The organism is Acinetobacter sp. UBA1297, from assembly GCF_002307755.1.
GTDB classification, from domain to species: Bacteria; Pseudomonadota; Gammaproteobacteria; order Pseudomonadales; family Moraxellaceae; genus Acinetobacter; species Acinetobacter radioresistens.
In genome coordinates this window covers 42,771-61,367 of sequence record NZ_DBUF01000028.1, presented here as the reverse complement: position 1 = coordinate 61,367, position 18,597 = coordinate 42,771, and the positions used below count along the sequence as shown (strand labels likewise).

Here is an 18,597-nt window from a genome sequence, read left to right as displayed (position 1 = left end):
AACATGTCTAGCTCCGAAAATAATCTCGAAAATGCACTGATAGCTAAGCTTGAAGAGTTAAAATATAAGAAAAATGAAATCCATGATCTAGACTCACTCAATGCCAATTTTCGAAATAAGTTTAATGAGTTAAACCAAGTTCAACTTACAGATGCTGAATTTGAGCGTTTATTACAAGAAAATATTAGCTCTGATGTCTTCACTTGTTCTCAACGGTTACGAGAACAGCATGTTTTTGACCGAGAAGATGGCACGCCTCTTTATTACACTCTAGTTAACACAAAAGACTGGTGTAAAAATGAATTTGAAGTCATCCGTCAGTTCCGTGTAAATTCTCAGAATAGTCATCATCGTTACGATGTCATTATTTTAATTAATGGCTTACCTTTAGTTCAAATTGAACTTAAAACCTTAGATATTTCTCCTCGTCGTGCAATGCAACAGATAGTGGACTATAAAAATGATGTTGGTAATGGTTATACCAATACTCTATTTGTGTTCATGCAATTATTTATTGTTAGTAATCAAAAGCAAACTTATTATTTTAGCAATAACCAAGAGCAACATTTCAACTTCAATGCTGACGAACAGTTTTTACCAATTTATCAATGGGCTGATCCTGACAATCGTAAAGTCAATGATTTGCATGAGTTTTCTGAAAAGTTTCTCAATAAATGTAAACTAGGAAAAATGATCAGCCGTTATATGGTTCTAGTAGCGACAGAACAAAAAATCTTGATCATGCGGCCTTATCAAATATATGCCGTTGAAGCGATCATCGAAACGATTAAACAAAACCGTGGTAATGGATATATCTGGCATACTACAGGTAGTGGTAAAACTTTAACTTCATTTAAAGCATCAACTTTACTTAAAGATAATCCCGATATTGAAAAATGCCTATTTGTGGTTGATCGCAAAGACTTAGATCGTCAAACACGTGAAGAATTCAATAAATTCCAAGAAGGATGCGTTGAGGAAAATACCAATACAGCTTCATTAGTTCGACGACTACTTTCTACGAACTATAGTAATAAGGTCATTGTAACCACAATTCAAAAGTTAGCGCTTGCGTTAAATGATCAGTCAGACAATCTTAATAAAGCTAAGAGTTCACGTTCAAAATCTCCAAGCTTTAAAGAACAATTAAAACCTCTGCAAGATAAAAGAATCGCAATTATTTTTGATGAGTGTCATCGTTCACAGTTTGGTGAAAATCATCAAGCAATCAAAAAGTTTTTTCCTAACTCACAGCTATTTGGATTTACTGGTACACCTATTTTTGGAAAAAATTCAACGGTGCAAAGGATAGATGGAAGAGAAGCAAGTTACGCCGAAACAAAAGATATTTTTCAACAACAGTTACATGCATATACCATTACTCATGCAATCGAAGATCAAAACGTTTTAAAGTTTAATATTGAATATTTTCGTGCTACTCAGGTTGATCAAAATAAACCTATTACAGCTCGTGTGGGTGATCCTATAACCCAAGCAAAAATTGTTGAAGCCATTCTTAATAAGCATCATCACGCAACTCATGAGCGAAAGTTTAATGCTATCTTTGCAACGAGCTCAATTAATGATGCAATTAGTTATTACCATTTGTTTAAGGCAAAACAAGCAGAATTATTAGAAACCAATCCAGATTATCAAGTATTAAATATTGCTTGTGTTTTCTCTCCCCCTGCCGAAGGTGATGCTGATGTAAAGCAGTTATCTGAAGATTTACCAAATGAGCAATTAGATAACTTAGATAAGTCAAATGAAAAAAAACAAGCTTTAACTACAATCATCAATGATTATAACGCTCAATTTGGTACCAGTCATAGCTTGGCACAGTTTGATAATTACTATCAGGATGTTCAACAGCGCATTAAAGATCAGAAATATCCAAATAGTCAGGCTTTTCCTCAATCACAGAAAATTGATATCACAATTGTGGTTGATATGCTGCTAACAGGTTTTGATTCTAAATATCTAAGTACGTTATATGTCGATAAAAATCTAAAATATCATGGTTTAATTCAAGCGTTTTCACGTACGAATCGAGTTTTAAATGATTCTAAACCTTATGGGACAATTATCGATTTCCGAGGCTTGGAGTCTGCTGTTGATGAGTCAGTAAAATTATTTTCTAACTTAGAAAAAGACGATCATGTTAAAGAAATCTGGCTTGTTGAATCAGCGACACAAGTAATTGCTAAACTTGCTGTTGCCAAACAAAAGCTCGATACGTTCATGCAATCAAAAGGGCTACCAACCGCCCCTGAAGAAGTTGTTAACTTACAAGGTGATACCGCCAAAGCTGAATTTATTAATAAATTCAAAGAAATTCAACGCTTGCAAACTCAATTAAGTCAATATACAGATTTAACCGAAGAGCAAACCGAATCTATTAATAAGATTATGCCTAAAGATGAATTGCGAAGTTTTCAATCTGTTTACTTAGAGACTGCAAAGCGTTTAAAACCAAAGCAAGACAATCCAGATAACGTCTCAGATGAGGCAGTACAGCAAGTCGATTTTGAATTTGTCTTATTTAACTCTGCAATGATTGACTATGACTACATCATGAAACTGATTAGTGATTACAGCCATACATCACCTGAAAAACAGAATATGACCCGTGAAGAGCTGGTCAATCTAATTAGCAGTGATGCTAAGTTTGTCGATGATGCTGAAGATATCAAGGAATATATATTCAGTTTAAAAATCGGTGAAGGTTTAAGCGTAGAAGATATCAAACGTGGTTTTGAGCAATTCAAACTAGAAAAAACTGACTATGAAATTGAAGAAATTGCTGAAAAATACGGTTTAGAAGTCAAAGCGCTCAAACTATTTATTGATGCGACTCTTGCACGCATGATTTTAGATAATGATCTACTACATGAATTGCTTTCTCCGCTTGGATTAGGCTGGAAAGAACGCAGTAAAACTCGTAAAGCTTTAATACAGGATTTAACTGAACCAATGCAAAAATGTGCCAATGGGCGTGAAATTTCTGGGTGGGATGCACATGTCAAATAATCAACTAATTGAAAGTAATGAGTTTACATATTCCCCTAAACTACGTTTTACGGAATTTAGAAATACACCAGAGTGGACATATAAAAATGGTAATGAAATATTTGAAGCTATTTCAAATAAAAATCATAATTCAGATTTACCAATTCTAGCCATAACTCAAGAATATGGAGCTATTCCAAGAGACGAAATAGATTATACAGTTATTGTAACTGATAAGAGCGTTGAAGGTTATAAAGTTGTCGATAGAGGTGACTTTATCATTAGCTTACGCTCTTTTCAGGGTGGAATAGAATATTCTCGTTATAAAGGAATTTGTAGTCCAGCTTATATTATTCTAAGAAAAAAGGATCCTTCAAATATTGATCTTTTTTATAAATACTATCTAAAGACTTCTATTTATATTAGACAATTAAATCATAGAATAGAAGGATTAAGAGATGGGAAAATGGTTTCTTATAAACAATTTTCTGAAATATTGTTACCATTACCATTACCTCAAGAACAGGCAAAAATTTCTGCTTGCATCTATTCAATTGACATATTAATTCAAAATGAATTAAGTAAGCTTGAAAGCTATAAACAACATAGAAATGGTCTATTACAAGAGCTTTTTCCAAGAGATAGAGAAAATTTACCAAGATTAAGATTAGGTGAATTTAGTGAAACTTGGGAATCCGTTGAGCTCTCCAAAATTGCTAAACCTATTAAGAAAAAGAACTCTGCTGAAGATGAAATTAAAGTTTTATCTCTCTCTAATGAATATGGTTTAGTTTCACAAATTGATTATTTCCAGAAAAAAATAGCAGGTAATAATACTGATCGATATATCGTTTTAGAAAAAAATGATTTTGTATATAATGACCGGATAACTAAAAATGCAATATATGGAACAATTAAAAGACTTTCGCTATATGAAAGTGGAATTGTTTCACCTATTTATAAGTGTTTTCGCTTTGAAAAAAATCAAGATCCTGTTTTTTGGGAATATTTTTTCGAATCCAAAACCCACGAAAGTGAAATTAAGCATATCGTAAATGAGGGTGCTAGAGCAGGTCGTTATAATATTTCTATTGATAAGTTTTTATCAATAAATGTTATGCAGCCATCTCTTGCAGAGCAAGAAAAAATTGCTTCCTGTCTTACTTCGCTCGATCATTTAATTTCTCATCAAAAAAATTATATTGATCAAATTAAAAGACATATGAAAGGTTTAATGCAACAACTATTTCCAGTAGTTGAGGAAATTTGAACGTGAGTACAATTAGAAATATTAGACCTTATACAACTCTCGGTCGATTAGTAACGACTTTAAGAGATGAGTTAGATAACGGTGGTAATGATTTCTTGCTTATCTATGCTTATAATGGCACTGGAAAAACTCGGCTCTCAATGGAGTTTAAAGATAAATGGAAAACTCAACGTCAAGGTGATCGTGCTAGAAGCCGTGATACTCTTTATTTTAATGCTTTTACTGAGGATTTATTTAGATGGGATAACGATTTGAGCAATGATACAACTCGAAAGTTACATTTAAATGGCCATTCAAGATTTTTTTCGGGTTTTCAAGCGCTTGCACTTGAAGAAAAAATTTACGCACATTTAGAAAAATATGCGGATTTTGATTTTCGTATAGATTATGAAGCGTGGACTGTATCCTTTTCAAGGACCGAATTGGTAAGAAGAGGCCGGGCAGAACCTATATCTGAAACTAAAAATGATATTAAAGTATCTAGAGGCGAGGAAAATCTGTTTATCTGGTGTACTTTTTTAGCTATTTGCGAACTAGCAATTGATCAACAAGAAGCTTATACATGGGTGAAATATATTTATATTGATGATCCAATTTCTTCTCTTGATGAAAACAATGTCATTGCTTTATCTAGCGATCTTGCACAATTGCTACGTAGCTGCCAAGACAATATTAAGGTAGTAATATCTACACATCATGGTCTTTTTTTTAATATCATGAATAATGAGTTAAAAAAACATAAACATAAATGCTATTTTTTGTATAAAAATAAACAAACCAATCAGTACCAGTTACAAACTACTGGAGATACCCCCTTCTTTTATCATGTTGCAATGCTAAAGGAATTAAAAGATGCTGCGTATTCTACGCCTTCAAGATTGTACACATACCACTTTAATATTTTACGAAGTATTATGGAAAAAACAGCATCTTTTTTTGGCTTTGAAGATTTTTCAAACTGTATCAGTGGTATTGAAAATGAGGTGCTGTTCTCTCGTGCACTAAATCTGCTTAGTCATGGTAAATATTCAGTCTATGATCCTCAGGCAATGGGCTTAGATAACCAACAATTGTTTAAAAATATTTTAGATACGTTTTTAGAACGCTATCCATTTCAATTACCTAATATTGGTGAGGTTGCTCAGGCAACTATTTCTACATCTCCTCACATAGCTTCTTCACAGGAAACTCAGTCATGACCGAACAGGAACAGCAAAAACTTGGTGCCTTACTTTGGGATATTGCAAACCAATTACGTGGCTCAATGAATGCCGATGACTTTCGAGATTACATGTTGTCATTCCTATTCTTACGCTATTTATCTGCGAACTATGAAGAAGCTGCTGCTAAAGAACTTGGGCAAGATTATCCAAAACCAGTTAAAAATGATGATGGTTTAGTTAAGCAAACATCACTTAATATTTGGTATGCAAATAACCCTGAAGATGTGGCTGACTTTGAAAGTAGTATGAGAAGTTTAATTCACTATGTGATTAAACCAGAATACTTATGGAGTAATATTGCCGAACTTGCACGTACTCAACATGAAGATCTACTTAAAACATTAAATGCTGGTTTTAAGTATATTGAAGAACAATCTTTCGCACGTAGTTTTAATGGGCTCTTCTCTGAGATTAATCTTAACTCCGAAAAATTAGGTAAAGATTACACGATACGCAATACTAAACTATGCTCAATCATTAGTAGTATTGAAGAAAAACTTGTTAACTTCTCAACAAATAATGACACACTAGGTGATGCTTACGAATACTTAATTGCACAATTTGCATCAGGTTCAGGCAAAAAAGCAGGTGAATTCTATACACCTCAACCGATATCAACAATTTTATCTCGAATTGTATCTTTAGATAGTCAAGACCCAAGCACTGGCTATAAAAAATCTTTAGATCGGATTTTAGACTTTGCTTGTGGTTCGGGCTCATTATTGCTAAATGTACGTAATCAAGTAAAAGAGCATAATGGCAAGGTAGGTAAAATTTACGGGCAGGAAAAAAATATTACCACCTATAACTTAGCCCGTATGAATATGCTATTACATGGCGTAAAAGATACTGAGTTTGAAATATTCCATGGTGATACTTTAGCAAATGATTGGGATATTCTAAATGAGCTTAATCCATCTAAGAAAATCACATTCAATGCCATTGTAGCTAATCCACCATTTAGTTTGAAATGGGATACGACTGAAGCTTTAGCTAAAGATTTTCGCTTTAAAGATTACGGTTTAGCCCCTAAATCGGCTGCTGACTTTGCATTCCTGTTGCATGGTTTTCATTTTTTAGCAGATGATGGAGTCATGGCTATTATCTTGCCACATGGAGTGTTATTCCGTGGAGGAGCTGAGCAAAAAATACGACAAAAACTTATTGATGATGGTCATATCGATACAGTAATTGGGCTACCAGCAAATCTGTTTTTCTCAACAGGCATTCCTGTATGTATTTTAATCTTAAAGCGCTGCAAGAAATTTGATGATGTCTTGTTTATCAATGCTGCTGATTACTTCGAAAGAGGTAAAAAACAAAATTACTTACGCGAACAAGATATTGAGAGAATTGTTGATACCTATCAATATCGTAAAGAAGAAGAGCGTTATTCAAAACGTGTAAGTTTGGATGAGATAAAGAATAAAAATGAATACAATCTTAATATCTCTAGATATATTAATACTTCAGAAGCCGAAGAGGAGATTGATTTGAAAGATGTTAATCAATCTCTTCAAAAAATTGCTGAAGAAATTAAACAATCTAAAGATACCCATAATGCCTTTTTAAGAGAACTCGGATTACCCGAGTTGCCTTAAAAACAAGATCAAAATTCCATGGATTGGAACAATTTAGTATGATACTTTATTGTTCCTAAATTCATAATTATCAATAATGGATAACATCTAGTATGAAACTTTATTGTTTCATACTGAAATAAATATCAATAGTTTATGAAATGGCTGAGTATGAGACTTTATTGTCTCATTACAAAAGAGAGTTTATCACTCTCTTTTTTATTATTTAAAAGAAATGATCATCTTCATAATTAAGATTGTTTTACATTGTTTATAGAATTAGTAGACGAGGGATATACCGAAAATTTTTTAGCTCCTGCTACGCAAATGACAACCATGAATGAAATCCCCCACATTACCGGGCTTACGGTTTCATTCAATAACCAAGCAGACAAGCCTAAACCTAAAAACGGTTGTAGCAGTTGTAATTGTCCTACTGCCAGTACCCCACCTTGTGCCAAGCCTTGATACCAGAAAATAAAACCGAGAAACATACTAAAGAAAGCGACATATAACAGCGCCAGTAGCTCAGAAATAGTAATCTGGCTAAAACTTTGTGGTAGATAGACATAACTCAGCATGAGCATAAGCGGTAAAGAAATTACCAAAGCCCAAGAAATTACTTGCCACCCGCCAAGCTGTCTCGACAGTTTTCCTCCTTCAGCATAACCCAGTCCACAAACCGTGATGGCAGCTAGCATCCAAAGGTTTCCAGACATGCTATTTTCACCCTGTACTTTAAGCAGCATAAAACCCATGACACCACTGCTCCCCAGAAGTGCAAATAGCCAAAATAAAGGCTGGGGCCACTGTTCACCACGTATTACCCCAAAAATAGCTGTAGATAGGGGCAGCAGAGCAATAAAGACAATTGAATATGATGCACTAATGTATTGCAACGCAAGTGCAGTACATAAAGGGAAGCCTATAACAACGCCTAAAGATACAATTACCAGAGAGCTCACATGAGTACGTTTAGGCCATTTCTCTTTCAATATTTTTAAGACCAATAAGGCCAGCAATCCGGCAATTGCTGCACGGGCAACAGTTAAAAACTCCGGGGTAAAACCTGCCACAGCGACTCGGGTTGCAGGCAGGGAACCTGAAAAAATAATTACGCCAATCAGCCCATTTAACCAGCCTCTAGATGACTTATACATACTCTATCTTCCTATAACGGTTGATGTGTTATAAGACATCTTATAGTTGTACTAACAGATACAGCTCCATACAATTTAAACATACTGTATTGCTCTAGAAATTGGCACTGTTATGGAAAATAATGTAAAGAAAACAAAAATAGAAATAGTCATGCAAAGTGTGCGTGAAAAAGTGGCAAACCGCCATCTGGTCTCAGGGGCACGCTTACCTTCAGTACGGGCAATGGCTCAGGAATTTAATTTTTCGGTCTCTACCGTTGTAGAGGCTTATGAACGGCTGGTCACGGAAGAACTTATAGAAGCACGTGCCGGAGCGGGCTATTTTGTTTGCTCGTCGGTCAGGGCTTATCCTTTAAATACGGTTGAACCTTGTTTGACCCGGGAAATAGATCCGCTCTGGATCTCACGGCAATCTCTTGAAGCAAAGCTAGATTCTCTCAAACCAGGATGTGGCTGGATGCCGGCAAACTGGATGCCAGAAGCTGCTTTACGAAAAGCACTGAGAAAAACCTCACGAACTGAACCTGATGGTCTGGTCAGCTATTCTACACCTGCCGGTTATGCACCCTTACGCCATCTGATTGCCAGACGTATGGAGATGACAGGGGTATACAGTCTACCTGAGCAGATAATTTTATCTGATAGTGGTACACAGTCAATCGACCTGATCTGTCGGCTCTTTTTAAATCCAGGTGATGTTGTCCTGATTGATGACCCTTGCTATTTTAATTTTCACGCGTTACTCAAGGTGCATAAAGTCGAAACCATAGCAGTTCCTTTTACAGCTCAGGGTCCAGATATAGCAGCGTTTCAAGCTGCACTGGCTAAACGGCCGCGACTTTATATTACCAATGCCGGTATACATAACCCGACTGGGGCCAGCCTCTCGATTTCTACTGCATACCAGATACTCAAACTGGCCGAGGCAGCTCAACTGATTATTATAGAAGATGATATCTTTGCTGATCTTGAATTAATTCCGGCGCCCCGTTATGCAGCATTAAACGGCTTTCATCAGGTAATACAGATTGGCAGCTTTTCTAAAACCCTGTCAGCGTCTATTCGCTGCGGTTATATCGCTGCCAAACCGGAATGGGTTGAACGCCTGATCGATCTTAAGATTGCTACCTGTTTTAACAGTAATCATTTAAATACTGAAATTATTTATCATGCCTTGACAGATTCAGCCTACCGCAAGCATCTGGACTGGCTGCGCCTGCATCTGGCAGAGGCTATGAGTAAAACTGCAGGAAACTTAAAAAAGCTAGATATTCACCCTTGGTTGTTACCTAAAGCGGGTATGTTTCTCTGGTGCCAGTTACCTGCGGGCTATCAGGCGGATAAAATTTCTAAAGATTCGCTCAAACACGGCGTAATTCTCGCACCAGGTGGAGCATTCAGCTCATCACCAACCGCTAACCAGTTCCTAAGATTTAATGTGGCACAGTCCAATCATAAGAAAATCTACCAGATCCTGGAGAAAGTCTTAAACAAACAATCCAGAGCTGGCAGCACCGACATTTAACTGCAGGATTATTCCTGATTAGTATAGACGTCTTGTATGTCCGTCTATAAGCGATTAGAAAAGTTAGTCTCTGGGTGATCAGTGTATTTGTACCGCTGACAGTTTCAATACTCATGAATTTTCAAGATTATGCGTAACCTCTATTTTCCAATATTATCGCTCGCTATATGGTATGGCCGGGTGAAAACCATAAGTGGTACCTGTTTCATCTGATAATTTAAGGCTAGCCAAATTTTATATTATACCGGCTGAAGCGCGTGTAGTGCTTAAACCGGTCTGGTCACCAATCTATCTTATATTGAGCTTAATATTGCGCAATCTTATTGAACACTACCACTCTAGCCCTTTAAATAATTATATCTGAGAAAAGCTGGGTTCACAGTTTAGATACAACCAGATTTATTCCTCATGCCGCTGTGGTGCTACTTCCTGCCGAGTTCGGCTGGCCCAGTAAGTTGCCAATGCCGGGCCGGAAATATTATGCCAGAGGCTAAAGATGGCACTTGGTACTGCTGTAACTGGTGAAGCAGCAAAATGTACGGCGGCAAGTGCAACACCCAGTCCTGAATTCTGCATGCCAACCTCGATTGCCACCGCTTTACTGTCTGCATAAGGTAACTTAAACAGGCGACTGGCCCAGAATCCCAACAAATATCCCAAGGTATTATGCAGCATGACTACTCCTAGAATCATTAACCCGGATTCCAGTATAGAAGCCTTGCTGCCACCAATGATCGCAGCCACAATGGCCACAATAGCAACCACTGAAACCAGAGGCATGACCTGAATATACTGTTCTACCTTTTGCTTAAGTAAGCTACGGACAATAAGCCCTAGCAGTATCGGAAATAGCACCACCTGCAAAATAGAAACCAGCATAGAAGCAGCATTAATTTCAATCCACTGGCTGGCCAATACATAAAAAATTGCTGGTGTAAAAATAGGTGCCAATAAGGTAGATACCGAGGTACAGGCTACTGATAACGCCGTATTGCCCTTGGCCATATAAGTAATTACATTAGAAGCTGTACCTCCCGGGCAACATCCGACCAGAATGACACCAATGGCAATTTCAGGCGGTAACTGGAATAGTTTACATAAAATAAAAGCCAGGCCCGGCATGACTACGAACTGGGCAGTCACTCCAATGATTACTGCTTTTGGGCTTTGTAATATGCTTTTAAAATCATTTGGTGTCATGGTCATGCCCATGCCAAACATAATAATACCCAGCATCCAGGTAATATAGGCCTTGAGCCAGACAAAAGCCTCAGGCACTAATAACGCAATCCCTGCAAACAGGACAACCCATAATGCAAAAGTTTTCTGAATAAACTGGGTCAAGCGTAACAAGGCAGCCATAAAATTCATCCATGTATTGACAGAGAAAATCAAACTTTAAAGTTTTACTATAAAAATATTCTTTTTCTGTTGAGGTAAGCGGGTTTAAACACCCATTCTGCCATATTCTTTGAGCGCATCATTCATCTTGAACTGTGACTTTAAATAAATCATCTGATTGGATACGCTGTACGCCCCTATCCAGCATCTGCTGCCAGGCTTGTTCAAGTGAACCCTCAAAGTCAATTGCCTTGGTGGCATCTTCAATTACAAAAGTATTAAAACCGAATTGACGTGCATCCATTGCTGTCCAAGCCACACAGAAGTCTGTAGCAATCCCTGCAATATATACTGTATCAATTCGGCGTTCTTTTAAATAACCTGCCAGACCGGTTACAGTTTCCTGGTCTGCTTCCAGAAAAGCTGAGTAGCTGTCAATGTCAGGATGAAATCCTTTTCGGATTATCAGCTGTGGAGCTGGAACATTAAGCAAGGGATGTAATTCAGCATCGTCAGTGCCTTGAACACAATGTGCCGGCCACAGTACTTGTGTCCCGTAAGCTAGCTCAATACTGTCATAAGGCTTTTTATTTATATGGTTTTTTGCAAATGAAACATGATTTTCCGGATGCCAGTCCTGAGTCAGAATAATATTTTTAAACTTTTGAGCCAGCCGGTTAATTAGCGGAATAATCTGGTCCGCCCCATTGACTGCCAGATTGCCACCGGGACAAAAACCATTTTGCACATCGACAATAATCAAAGCACTGTTTTGCGGAAGCATGCGGTAGCTCCTCTAAGCTGTATCTGAAAATTAAAATAGTGTAGCGTGGTTTCAGTACAGTTTAACCAGACAAGTTGAATTTCTGTGTTTTTCTCGTCACACCAATAAAAAAGCCCGGCAGATGCGGGCTTTTAAATGATCAGATTCAGGTCTGTGCAGGCAAGCGGCGTACTAAAAATAGCATGAGTATTGCTGAAATAATAATACAGGGAATAGCTGCAGAAATGACTCCAACAGCACCAAAACCGGCAGACAGCAACTGACCTGCAATTGCTGGCCCAAGCATAGCTCCAACCCGTCCTACAGCAGATGCCATACCTACTCCACTAGCCCGGATATTGGTCGGATAAACAATACTGCCAAACGCATACAGTACCCCTTGGCAACCAATGACAAAAGCACCAGTTAAAGCAGCTGCCCAGTACATCTGCTGCAAGGAACCCGCTGCATTTAAACTAAACAGCCCGGCAGCAATACCGCCATACATGAGGACTATGACATAGGCTTTTTTCCAGCGATCTGTCAAAATACCCAGAATAATTGTACCAACGGTAGCTGCGACCATGAAGAAGAACTGTGCAGTGCTGCCTTCTTTACGCGAGAAACCGAGTTCCATAAACAGGGACGGTAACCAGCTTAACATGATATACACCACCATCAGGGTCAAAAAATAACTGCCCCATACCAGCAAAGTCCGTAATAAATTTTCTTGGTTGAATAGTGACTTAAATGAACTCGGTGTTTCGATTCGGGGTTGTAATTGTCGGGATTGCAAAAATTCATGTGATTCTGGCAAAAATTTAACCATGATCGGAATAACAATAATCGGTAGCAATCCACCCAGGTAGAAAATATTTTTCCAGTCAGCCCCAAACTCCAGACTGGCGATATAGGATAGTGCGGCAGCGCCGACCGGCATACCGCAGTACATTAAACCTACAGCACGGCCACGCTGGGCAGGACTCACGGCTTCTGAAGCCAGAGTAATCAGATTCGGCATAGCCGCGCCTAGCCCTGCACCTGCCAGCAACCGTACCAATAGCAGGCTATAGAAACTGTTGACCCATACCGTGCATAAAGTAAATACCGCAAAGGTTGCAACTGACCAGATCAGAACTTTTTTACGGCCAATCCGGTCTGCATAACGTCCCCCGACTAATGCGCCCGGTAACAGCCCCAGAATACCAGCACTGAAAAATATGCCTAACTGTGAGCTATCTAGCCCAAAATGTTCACGGATACCGGCAGCTGCAATTCCCGCAGCCTGAATATCTAGCCCTTCAATGACAGCAATTAAAAAACAGATAACCACCGTAATAATGGAATGCTTTTTATTTGATCCACCCATCTAGCGTATCCTTAAAGTAGAGGTGATGACTTAGCCTCACATCATCCAGAAGGCCAATATTTAATATAACTATCCATAAGTTCTAGAAATTTCTGTTTTTTTTATTAATTACTGGACTTTTCTTCTAATATAAAAATACTGAGATAGTGATAAAAACAATAACTGGGAAATAATACTGACTAAAAAACTCAACAATAGAGCTGTAAATACTATATTTTTTTAATTTTTTAGCCTAACTTCTACTGATTTTCTGATAGCTGAAACCAATAACTTATTATTTTTTGAGTAATTTTAGCACATCAGGTTTTAAAATTTTTTTATTATATTCCTCTATAAGCTCATCACAATTAGCTCTTAATCAGGTGAATTTTATTTTTATGGCTCTTTAGACTATTAATTTTAATATTTGATGATTTACCTGGTCATTTCACTGTCCTGAACTACAGGTTTTTTAAATTAAAATAACTTAGTTCAATTCATTATCAGACTGGAAATTAAAATTTTTTGGTCGCTTGAATATGTTTCATCAAAGTTTTTCACCGCTTTGGCGAAAGTATATTGTTCTTCACCAGATGTTCAGTCATAATTTGCATAAGCATTATGCAATGGGCCATGCCTGTTCATATTTTGCTTACACTCAAAATACTGCAACCATCCAGACACTTAATTCTTAAACTATCCGGATGGACAACAAGGATATTTTTTTAAAATGACTCAGCAAGCACAGACCATTCAAGGCTCAATTGTCGCCATTGTCACCCCAATGTTTGAAGATGGTAGCGTAGATTGGAAGGGTCTTGAAAAGCTGGTTGAGTGGCACATAGAACAAGGCACTAACAGCATTGTTGCTGTTGGCACAACAGGTGAAGCATCGACTTTAAGTATGGCTGAACATACACAGGTGATCAAAGAAATCATTCGTGTGGCCAACAAACGTATTCCTATTATTGCCGGTACTGGTGCGAACTCAACACGCGAAGCCATCGAACTGACTAAAGAAGCCAAGGAACTGGGTGCAGATGCCGCCCTGCTGGTGACTCCTTATTATAATAAACCGACACAAGAAGGTCTTTATCAACATTATAAAGCGATTGCTGAAGCTGTCGATTTACCACAGATTTTGTATAATGTACCAGGTCGTACTGGTGTAGACATGCAGAATGAAACTGTAATCCGTCTGGCTGATCTTCCACAGATTGTTGGTATTAAAGATGCTACCGGCGATATTATGCGGGGCTGCAAACTGATCGAAGGGCTGAAAAACAAGATTTCAGTATATTCGGGTGATGATGCTACAGCATGCGAGCTGATTCATGGCGGGGCTCAGGGGAATATTTCTGTAACTGCCAATATTGCACCTAAGATCATGAGTGAAATTTGTGCAGCTGCAATCAAGGGAGATAAGACTTTAGCTCTTGAACTTAACAATAAAGTATCAAATTTACATAACATTCTATTTTGTGAATCGAATCCAATTCCTGTGAAATGGGCTCTTCATGAAATGGGTCTGATTGGCACTGGTATTCGCTTGCCGCTGACCCCACTTGCAGAACAGTATCGTTCCCCACTGCGTGATGCCCTCAAAGCAGCGGGTATACTTGAATAAGAGCACAAAGATTATGCAGTTACGTATTGGTTTAGCCCTGACCCTTTCAGCCTTAAGTCTGGCTGGTTGCAGTTCCATGAGCATCAATAATGGTTCTCTTGACTATAAAAATACAACCACACTAGAACCACTTAAATATCCTGAAGGTTCTCTGGTACGACCAGCTACGCCGCTGTATCCGGCACCTACAGTGGAACAGCTCGCCATTGATAATGCGCCTAAACTTGAAAATAAGCGGGGCAACCGTTTTGCCCTGCCTCGTCCAGAATCAGCTCAGCAAGGTACAAATCAGTCTGCTACAGCTCAGAATGTGACTGAAACTGGGCGTCCTCAAGTAGTGATGGATGGTAACCGCAATCCGCTACTTAAAATTGAGGGTAACTCGGCAACAATCTGGCAATATACTCTTGCCACGCTGAGCAGCCTTAACTATAGCGTGGTTGGCCAGAGTAAAAATGGTCATGAAGCCACTATTAAAGCTGATAACCGGACATATGTTTTAAGACTAACCTCCGTAGGTGCAAGTCATACACTTGCTGTGTTTAATGCCGATAATAGTTTTGCAGATCCACAGCAGGCTGCAGAGCTGTTAGCTCAGATTTACCAAAATTGGCCAGCCTAGTCGTACTAGGCATTTTTTTTGTAAAAAGGTTCCTCCATGTTAAAACAAACCTTGCTTTATACGGGTAAAGCGAAATCTGTATATGAAACAGATTCTGCCGACCATCTGATTTTAGTCTTTCGTGATGATGCCTCTGCGTTCAATGGCGAAAAAATCGAACAATTAGATCGTAAGGGCAAGGTGAATAACCGTTTTAATGCCTTTATCATGGAAAAACTCGCTGCTGCCGGGATCGAAACTCATTTCGAGAAGCTGCTTTCACCTACAGAAGTTCTGGTCAAGAAACTGAAAATGATTCCGGTAGAATGTGTGATCCGTAATTATGCTGCAGGTTCATTATGTCGTCGTCTAGGTATCGAAGAAGGTAAGGAACTTAATCCACCTACTTTTGAACTGTTCTTTAAAGATGATGGTTTAGGCGATCCAATGGTAAACGAGTCTCAGGCAATTGCCTTGGGCTGGGCTACTGCGGAGCAGCTGGAACAGATGAAGGTTCTTACCTATAAAGTAAATGAAGTTCTAAAAGACCTGTTTGCTCAGGGCAATATGCTTCTGGTAGATTTCAAGCTTGAATTTGGTGTGTTCCATGACCGTATAGTACTTGGTGACGAGTTCTCTCCAGATGGCTGCCGTCTATGGGATAAGGATACCAAGAAAAAACTCGACAAAGACCGTTTCCGTCAGGGATTAGGAGGTGTTGTTGAGGCCTATGAAGAAGTAGCCGCACGTTTAGGTATTGATCTGTCTGACATCTGAGATAGCAGTAAATTAAAAAACCGGACATAGAGTCCGGTTTTTTAATTTAATAGTATTATGTTTGGACACTTCAATCATGGATTTATTATTCAGATAAGTATAATTTTTTACCCAGTAATTTAACGGCTCTGATAACACTGTTTTAATTTTTGATAATCATAATAAAAACTTGTGGGTTGGTAACGTGCATAATTGCAAGCTGGTTTAAATAAAGTTTCTTTTTCGTTATAAAGCATTTTTACTAGCGTATGGCCTTGAGGATTTTGATAAATATCCCACTGTATATTGGCGGCCATAGGTGAAACTGTTTCGCCCCGCCATGTGCTGGTAGCATAACTATAAGTCTGATGCAGGGCTAAAGGTTGCATCATACTATGCAGATCAAGACTGGTCGCAAGCGGAATAATAATTTCTGCATGGGCAAAACGTAAAACAGCTTTATAAGGTTGTGTTTTCTCAATGACCTGATCAATTTGCTGAAATAAATCCTGTTTTAGGCCATATGCTATTTTACTTGTTACCTGATTTGATTCTAAAAAGCTTGGTCCTTTTTCATAAAAGTCATGAGCATCATTAAATTCAGCGTAAAACCTGGCAGCATTTAAAGGCATGTATTTAGCAAAGTCTGTTCCTCGTAATTCACTTTGCATTCCACCTGAAATCGAATAAAGCTCATACAGATAAGCTGCAGCATCTACCGTGCTTGCGATTGTATTTTTACCCTTACCCTTTTCTGTAACTTGCTCCCCTGCAGGAGTAGTGACCGTAAATGAGCCTGTATTACTGAAAATATAGTCAGGTAAACCGAGCTTTCGAATAAAATCTGCCTTAAAGATGGGTTCGAGTACAGTTAATGCAACTGCCTCAGCCTGAGTATGGTTAGATAATTCATCAAGTTTCTTGTTCAAGTCATCATTATTTTCTTCAAACTGTTGATAGGTCTGACTCGCCTCATAAATTTCCTGTTGATGAGGGTTAAGTGCTTTAATTAAATCTTCCTCTGCATTTAAGCGGTGAAAATAAAGCTTGAAGCGGTCGACTCCACCTTCTTCAATGGTAGGAGAAATAGTACTGGTCAGACTGGTATAGGAGTCAGGTTCTATTTTATTTTTAAGCTCACTTCGCTGCTGAATTAATTCAGCTGTGAAAAATTTTGCACTATCGACTGCCCGGTCCACTCCAGAACTTTGTATCCAGATTGAGGCATCCTGATTAAACAAGTTTGGTAAACGCTGCAGTAACCGGTCAGCAATTCCACGATGTTCCAAAATACCTGTCACAGTTTCATTACCGTAACCAAACTGGCGAATACCTTCTACCCCATAGCCTAAAAGTATATTAGCTTGCATCATAGTTTCCAGGTCTTTACCCAGTTGTTCCCCTAAAGGAGTTAAGGCATTTTCCGCTTTCGCCTGTTTCCATAAATGATATAAGGCCAGATCATACTTAAGGCTTGATAACCCTCTTGATCCATGACGTGCAACCATTTCTGTAAAAACAGGCTGAAAGCCTGAAGGAACTGGCTCGTAACTTTTTAAATCCTGTTGTGGCTGATAAGGAGTTTTAGTTTGATAATATTTTGACTCAGTATGATTTGAAGGTGGTATGACTAAATTTTTACTAGTTTCATCGTTACAGGCAACCATAAATAAATTTAAAGCTAATATACTGATTTTAAATATTTTATTCATATAATTTAAATAATAGATAAGGAAATGCTGGGTATAATAATTTAATGTTATGTCAATTTTATTACTAACTTTAAAAGAGGATCTCTACTAGAATATTCTGTTAATTATTTTATAATTGGGTGAATAGTATTGATTAAATATTTTCCATTAAAATAAGAAGTTAATTTTTAAAATAGAAATTTAATATTTAACTGTAAAGCAGCGGTAGGAAATTTATAAAAAAATAATAGAAAAGCTATAAGCTAATATTTATAGAGTGGCTTTTAAATATTAAGTAAAAGATAAAAATAGTGATTTATAAAAATAAAAATGGAGCCAAGACTCCATTTTTATATAAAATTTATAATATTAGGTTTACTTAGCGAACAACTTTTGCATGAGGGTCATGGTGCACTGTTTTACCCAGTTTAGTACCCGTATAAATTAGATAAAGTGCGGACAAACCAACCAATACATAAATAATTCGGGATAGAGCACTCATTTCACCAAAAATTGCAGCAACTAGATCAAAATTAAATGCACCAACCAGGCCCCAGTTAATTCCACCAATAATTGTTAAAGCATATGCAATCCAGTCGATTGTATTAAGTCTCATAGGTTACTCTCCAGCCATCTATTTGATATATTTTAATTATGAGAATTTAATTAAATTTAATATGTTGTTTTGATGCTAAAAAGCTGT

General features: G+C 37.8%; 14 protein-coding genes. 8 read left to right on the top strand and 6 right to left on the bottom strand.

Features of this window, described 5'->3' with window-relative positions:
* The first annotated feature begins 3 nt into the window (after positions 1 to 3).
* The 4 genes from B3R63_RS12320 to B3R63_RS12305 are packed head-to-tail and all read left to right on the top strand — an operon-like array spanning position 4 to position 7,103.
* Positions 4 to 3,030 (top strand): type I restriction endonuclease subunit R, encoded by a 3,027-nt coding sequence (locus B3R63_RS12320; RefSeq protein ID WP_286731499.1) that lies wholly within the window; start codon positions 4 to 6, stop codon positions 3,028 to 3,030.
* On the top strand, positions 3,020 to 4,279 hold the full coding sequence (locus tag B3R63_RS12315; protein WP_286731497.1) for a restriction endonuclease subunit S: 1,260 nt from the start codon (positions 3,020 to 3,022) through the stop codon (positions 4,277 to 4,279). The genes B3R63_RS12320 and B3R63_RS12315 overlap by 11 nt, the downstream gene beginning before the upstream one ends.
* A 2-nt stretch (positions 4,280 to 4,281) precedes the next feature.
* Positions 4,282 to 5,478 (top strand): AAA family ATPase, encoded by a 1,197-nt coding sequence (locus B3R63_RS12310; protein ID WP_286731494.1) that lies wholly within the window; start codon positions 4,282 to 4,284, stop codon positions 5,476 to 5,478.
* A complete protein-coding gene (locus B3R63_RS12305; RefSeq protein WP_286731491.1) occupies positions 5,475 to 7,103 on the top strand; it encodes a type I restriction-modification system subunit M in 1,629 nt (542 codons plus the stop codon). The genes B3R63_RS12310 and B3R63_RS12305 overlap by 4 nt, the downstream gene beginning before the upstream one ends.
* Before the next feature lie 230 nt (positions 7,104 to 7,333).
* Here the strand turns inward: B3R63_RS12305 and B3R63_RS12300 are convergent, their stop codons facing one another.
* Positions 7,334 to 8,242, bottom strand: coding sequence for a DMT family transporter (locus B3R63_RS12300; RefSeq protein ID WP_286731489.1), 909 nt, complete (start codon positions 8,240 to 8,242; stop codon positions 7,334 to 7,336).
* Positions 8,243 to 8,354: 112 nt separating this feature from the next.
* Between B3R63_RS12300 and B3R63_RS12295 the strand changes: the two genes are divergently transcribed.
* The gene (locus tag B3R63_RS12295) at positions 8,355 to 9,767 is read left to right on the top strand and encodes a PLP-dependent aminotransferase family protein (RefSeq protein ID WP_286731487.1); all 1,413 of its coding nucleotides are present in this window, start codon (positions 8,355 to 8,357) and stop codon (positions 9,765 to 9,767) included.
* A gap of 399 nt (positions 9,768 to 10,166) precedes the next feature.
* Here B3R63_RS12295 and B3R63_RS12290 read toward each other — a convergent pair whose 3' ends face one another.
* From B3R63_RS12290 to mhpT, 3 genes are all read right to left on the bottom strand, one after another.
* Positions 10,167 to 11,129: a bile acid:sodium symporter family protein gene (locus B3R63_RS12290; protein ID WP_286731485.1), complete on the bottom strand. Its 963-nt coding sequence runs from the start codon at positions 11,127 to 11,129 to the stop codon at positions 10,167 to 10,169.
* Between the two features lie 118 nt (positions 11,130 to 11,247).
* A complete protein-coding gene (pncA, locus tag B3R63_RS12285; RefSeq protein WP_286731482.1) occupies positions 11,248 to 11,892 on the bottom strand; it encodes a bifunctional nicotinamidase/pyrazinamidase in 645 nt (214 codons plus the stop codon).
* A gap of 145 nt (positions 11,893 to 12,037) precedes the next feature.
* A complete protein-coding gene (gene mhpT / locus B3R63_RS12280) occupies positions 12,038 to 13,240 on the bottom strand; it encodes a 3-(3-hydroxy-phenyl)propionate transporter MhpT (protein ID WP_286731480.1) in 1,203 nt (400 codons plus the stop codon).
* A 709-nt stretch (positions 13,241 to 13,949) separates the two neighbouring features.
* On the opposite strand from mhpT, the gene dapA reads away from it, so the two are divergent.
* From dapA to purC, 3 genes are read left to right on the top strand one after another with little or no spacing between them, the layout of a single operon-like run.
* Entirely contained in the window at positions 13,950 to 14,846 is an 897-nt protein-coding gene (gene dapA, locus B3R63_RS12275) for a 4-hydroxy-tetrahydrodipicolinate synthase (protein WP_286731477.1), read from the top strand.
* A 13-nt stretch (positions 14,847 to 14,859) separates the two neighbouring features.
* On the top strand, positions 14,860 to 15,468 hold the full coding sequence (locus tag B3R63_RS12270; protein ID WP_005023954.1) for a hypothetical protein: 609 nt from the start codon (positions 14,860 to 14,862) through the stop codon (positions 15,466 to 15,468).
* Positions 15,469 to 15,504: 36 nt separating this feature from the next.
* Positions 15,505 to 16,224, top strand: a complete 720-nt coding sequence (purC, locus tag B3R63_RS12265) for a phosphoribosylaminoimidazolesuccinocarboxamide synthase (RefSeq protein ID WP_005023952.1) — start codon at positions 15,505 to 15,507, stop codon at positions 16,222 to 16,224.
* Between the two features lie 119 nt (positions 16,225 to 16,343).
* Here purC and B3R63_RS12260 read toward each other — a convergent pair whose 3' ends face one another.
* Entirely contained in the window at positions 16,344 to 17,915 is a 1,572-nt protein-coding gene (locus B3R63_RS12260) for a histidine-type phosphatase (RefSeq protein ID WP_286731473.1), read from the bottom strand.
* A 358-nt stretch (positions 17,916 to 18,273) separates the two neighbouring features.
* Positions 18,274 to 18,510 (bottom strand): DUF378 domain-containing protein, encoded by a 237-nt coding sequence (locus B3R63_RS12255; RefSeq protein ID WP_005023947.1) that lies wholly within the window; start codon positions 18,508 to 18,510, stop codon positions 18,274 to 18,276.
* Positions 18,511 to 18,597: the final 87 nt, after the last annotated feature.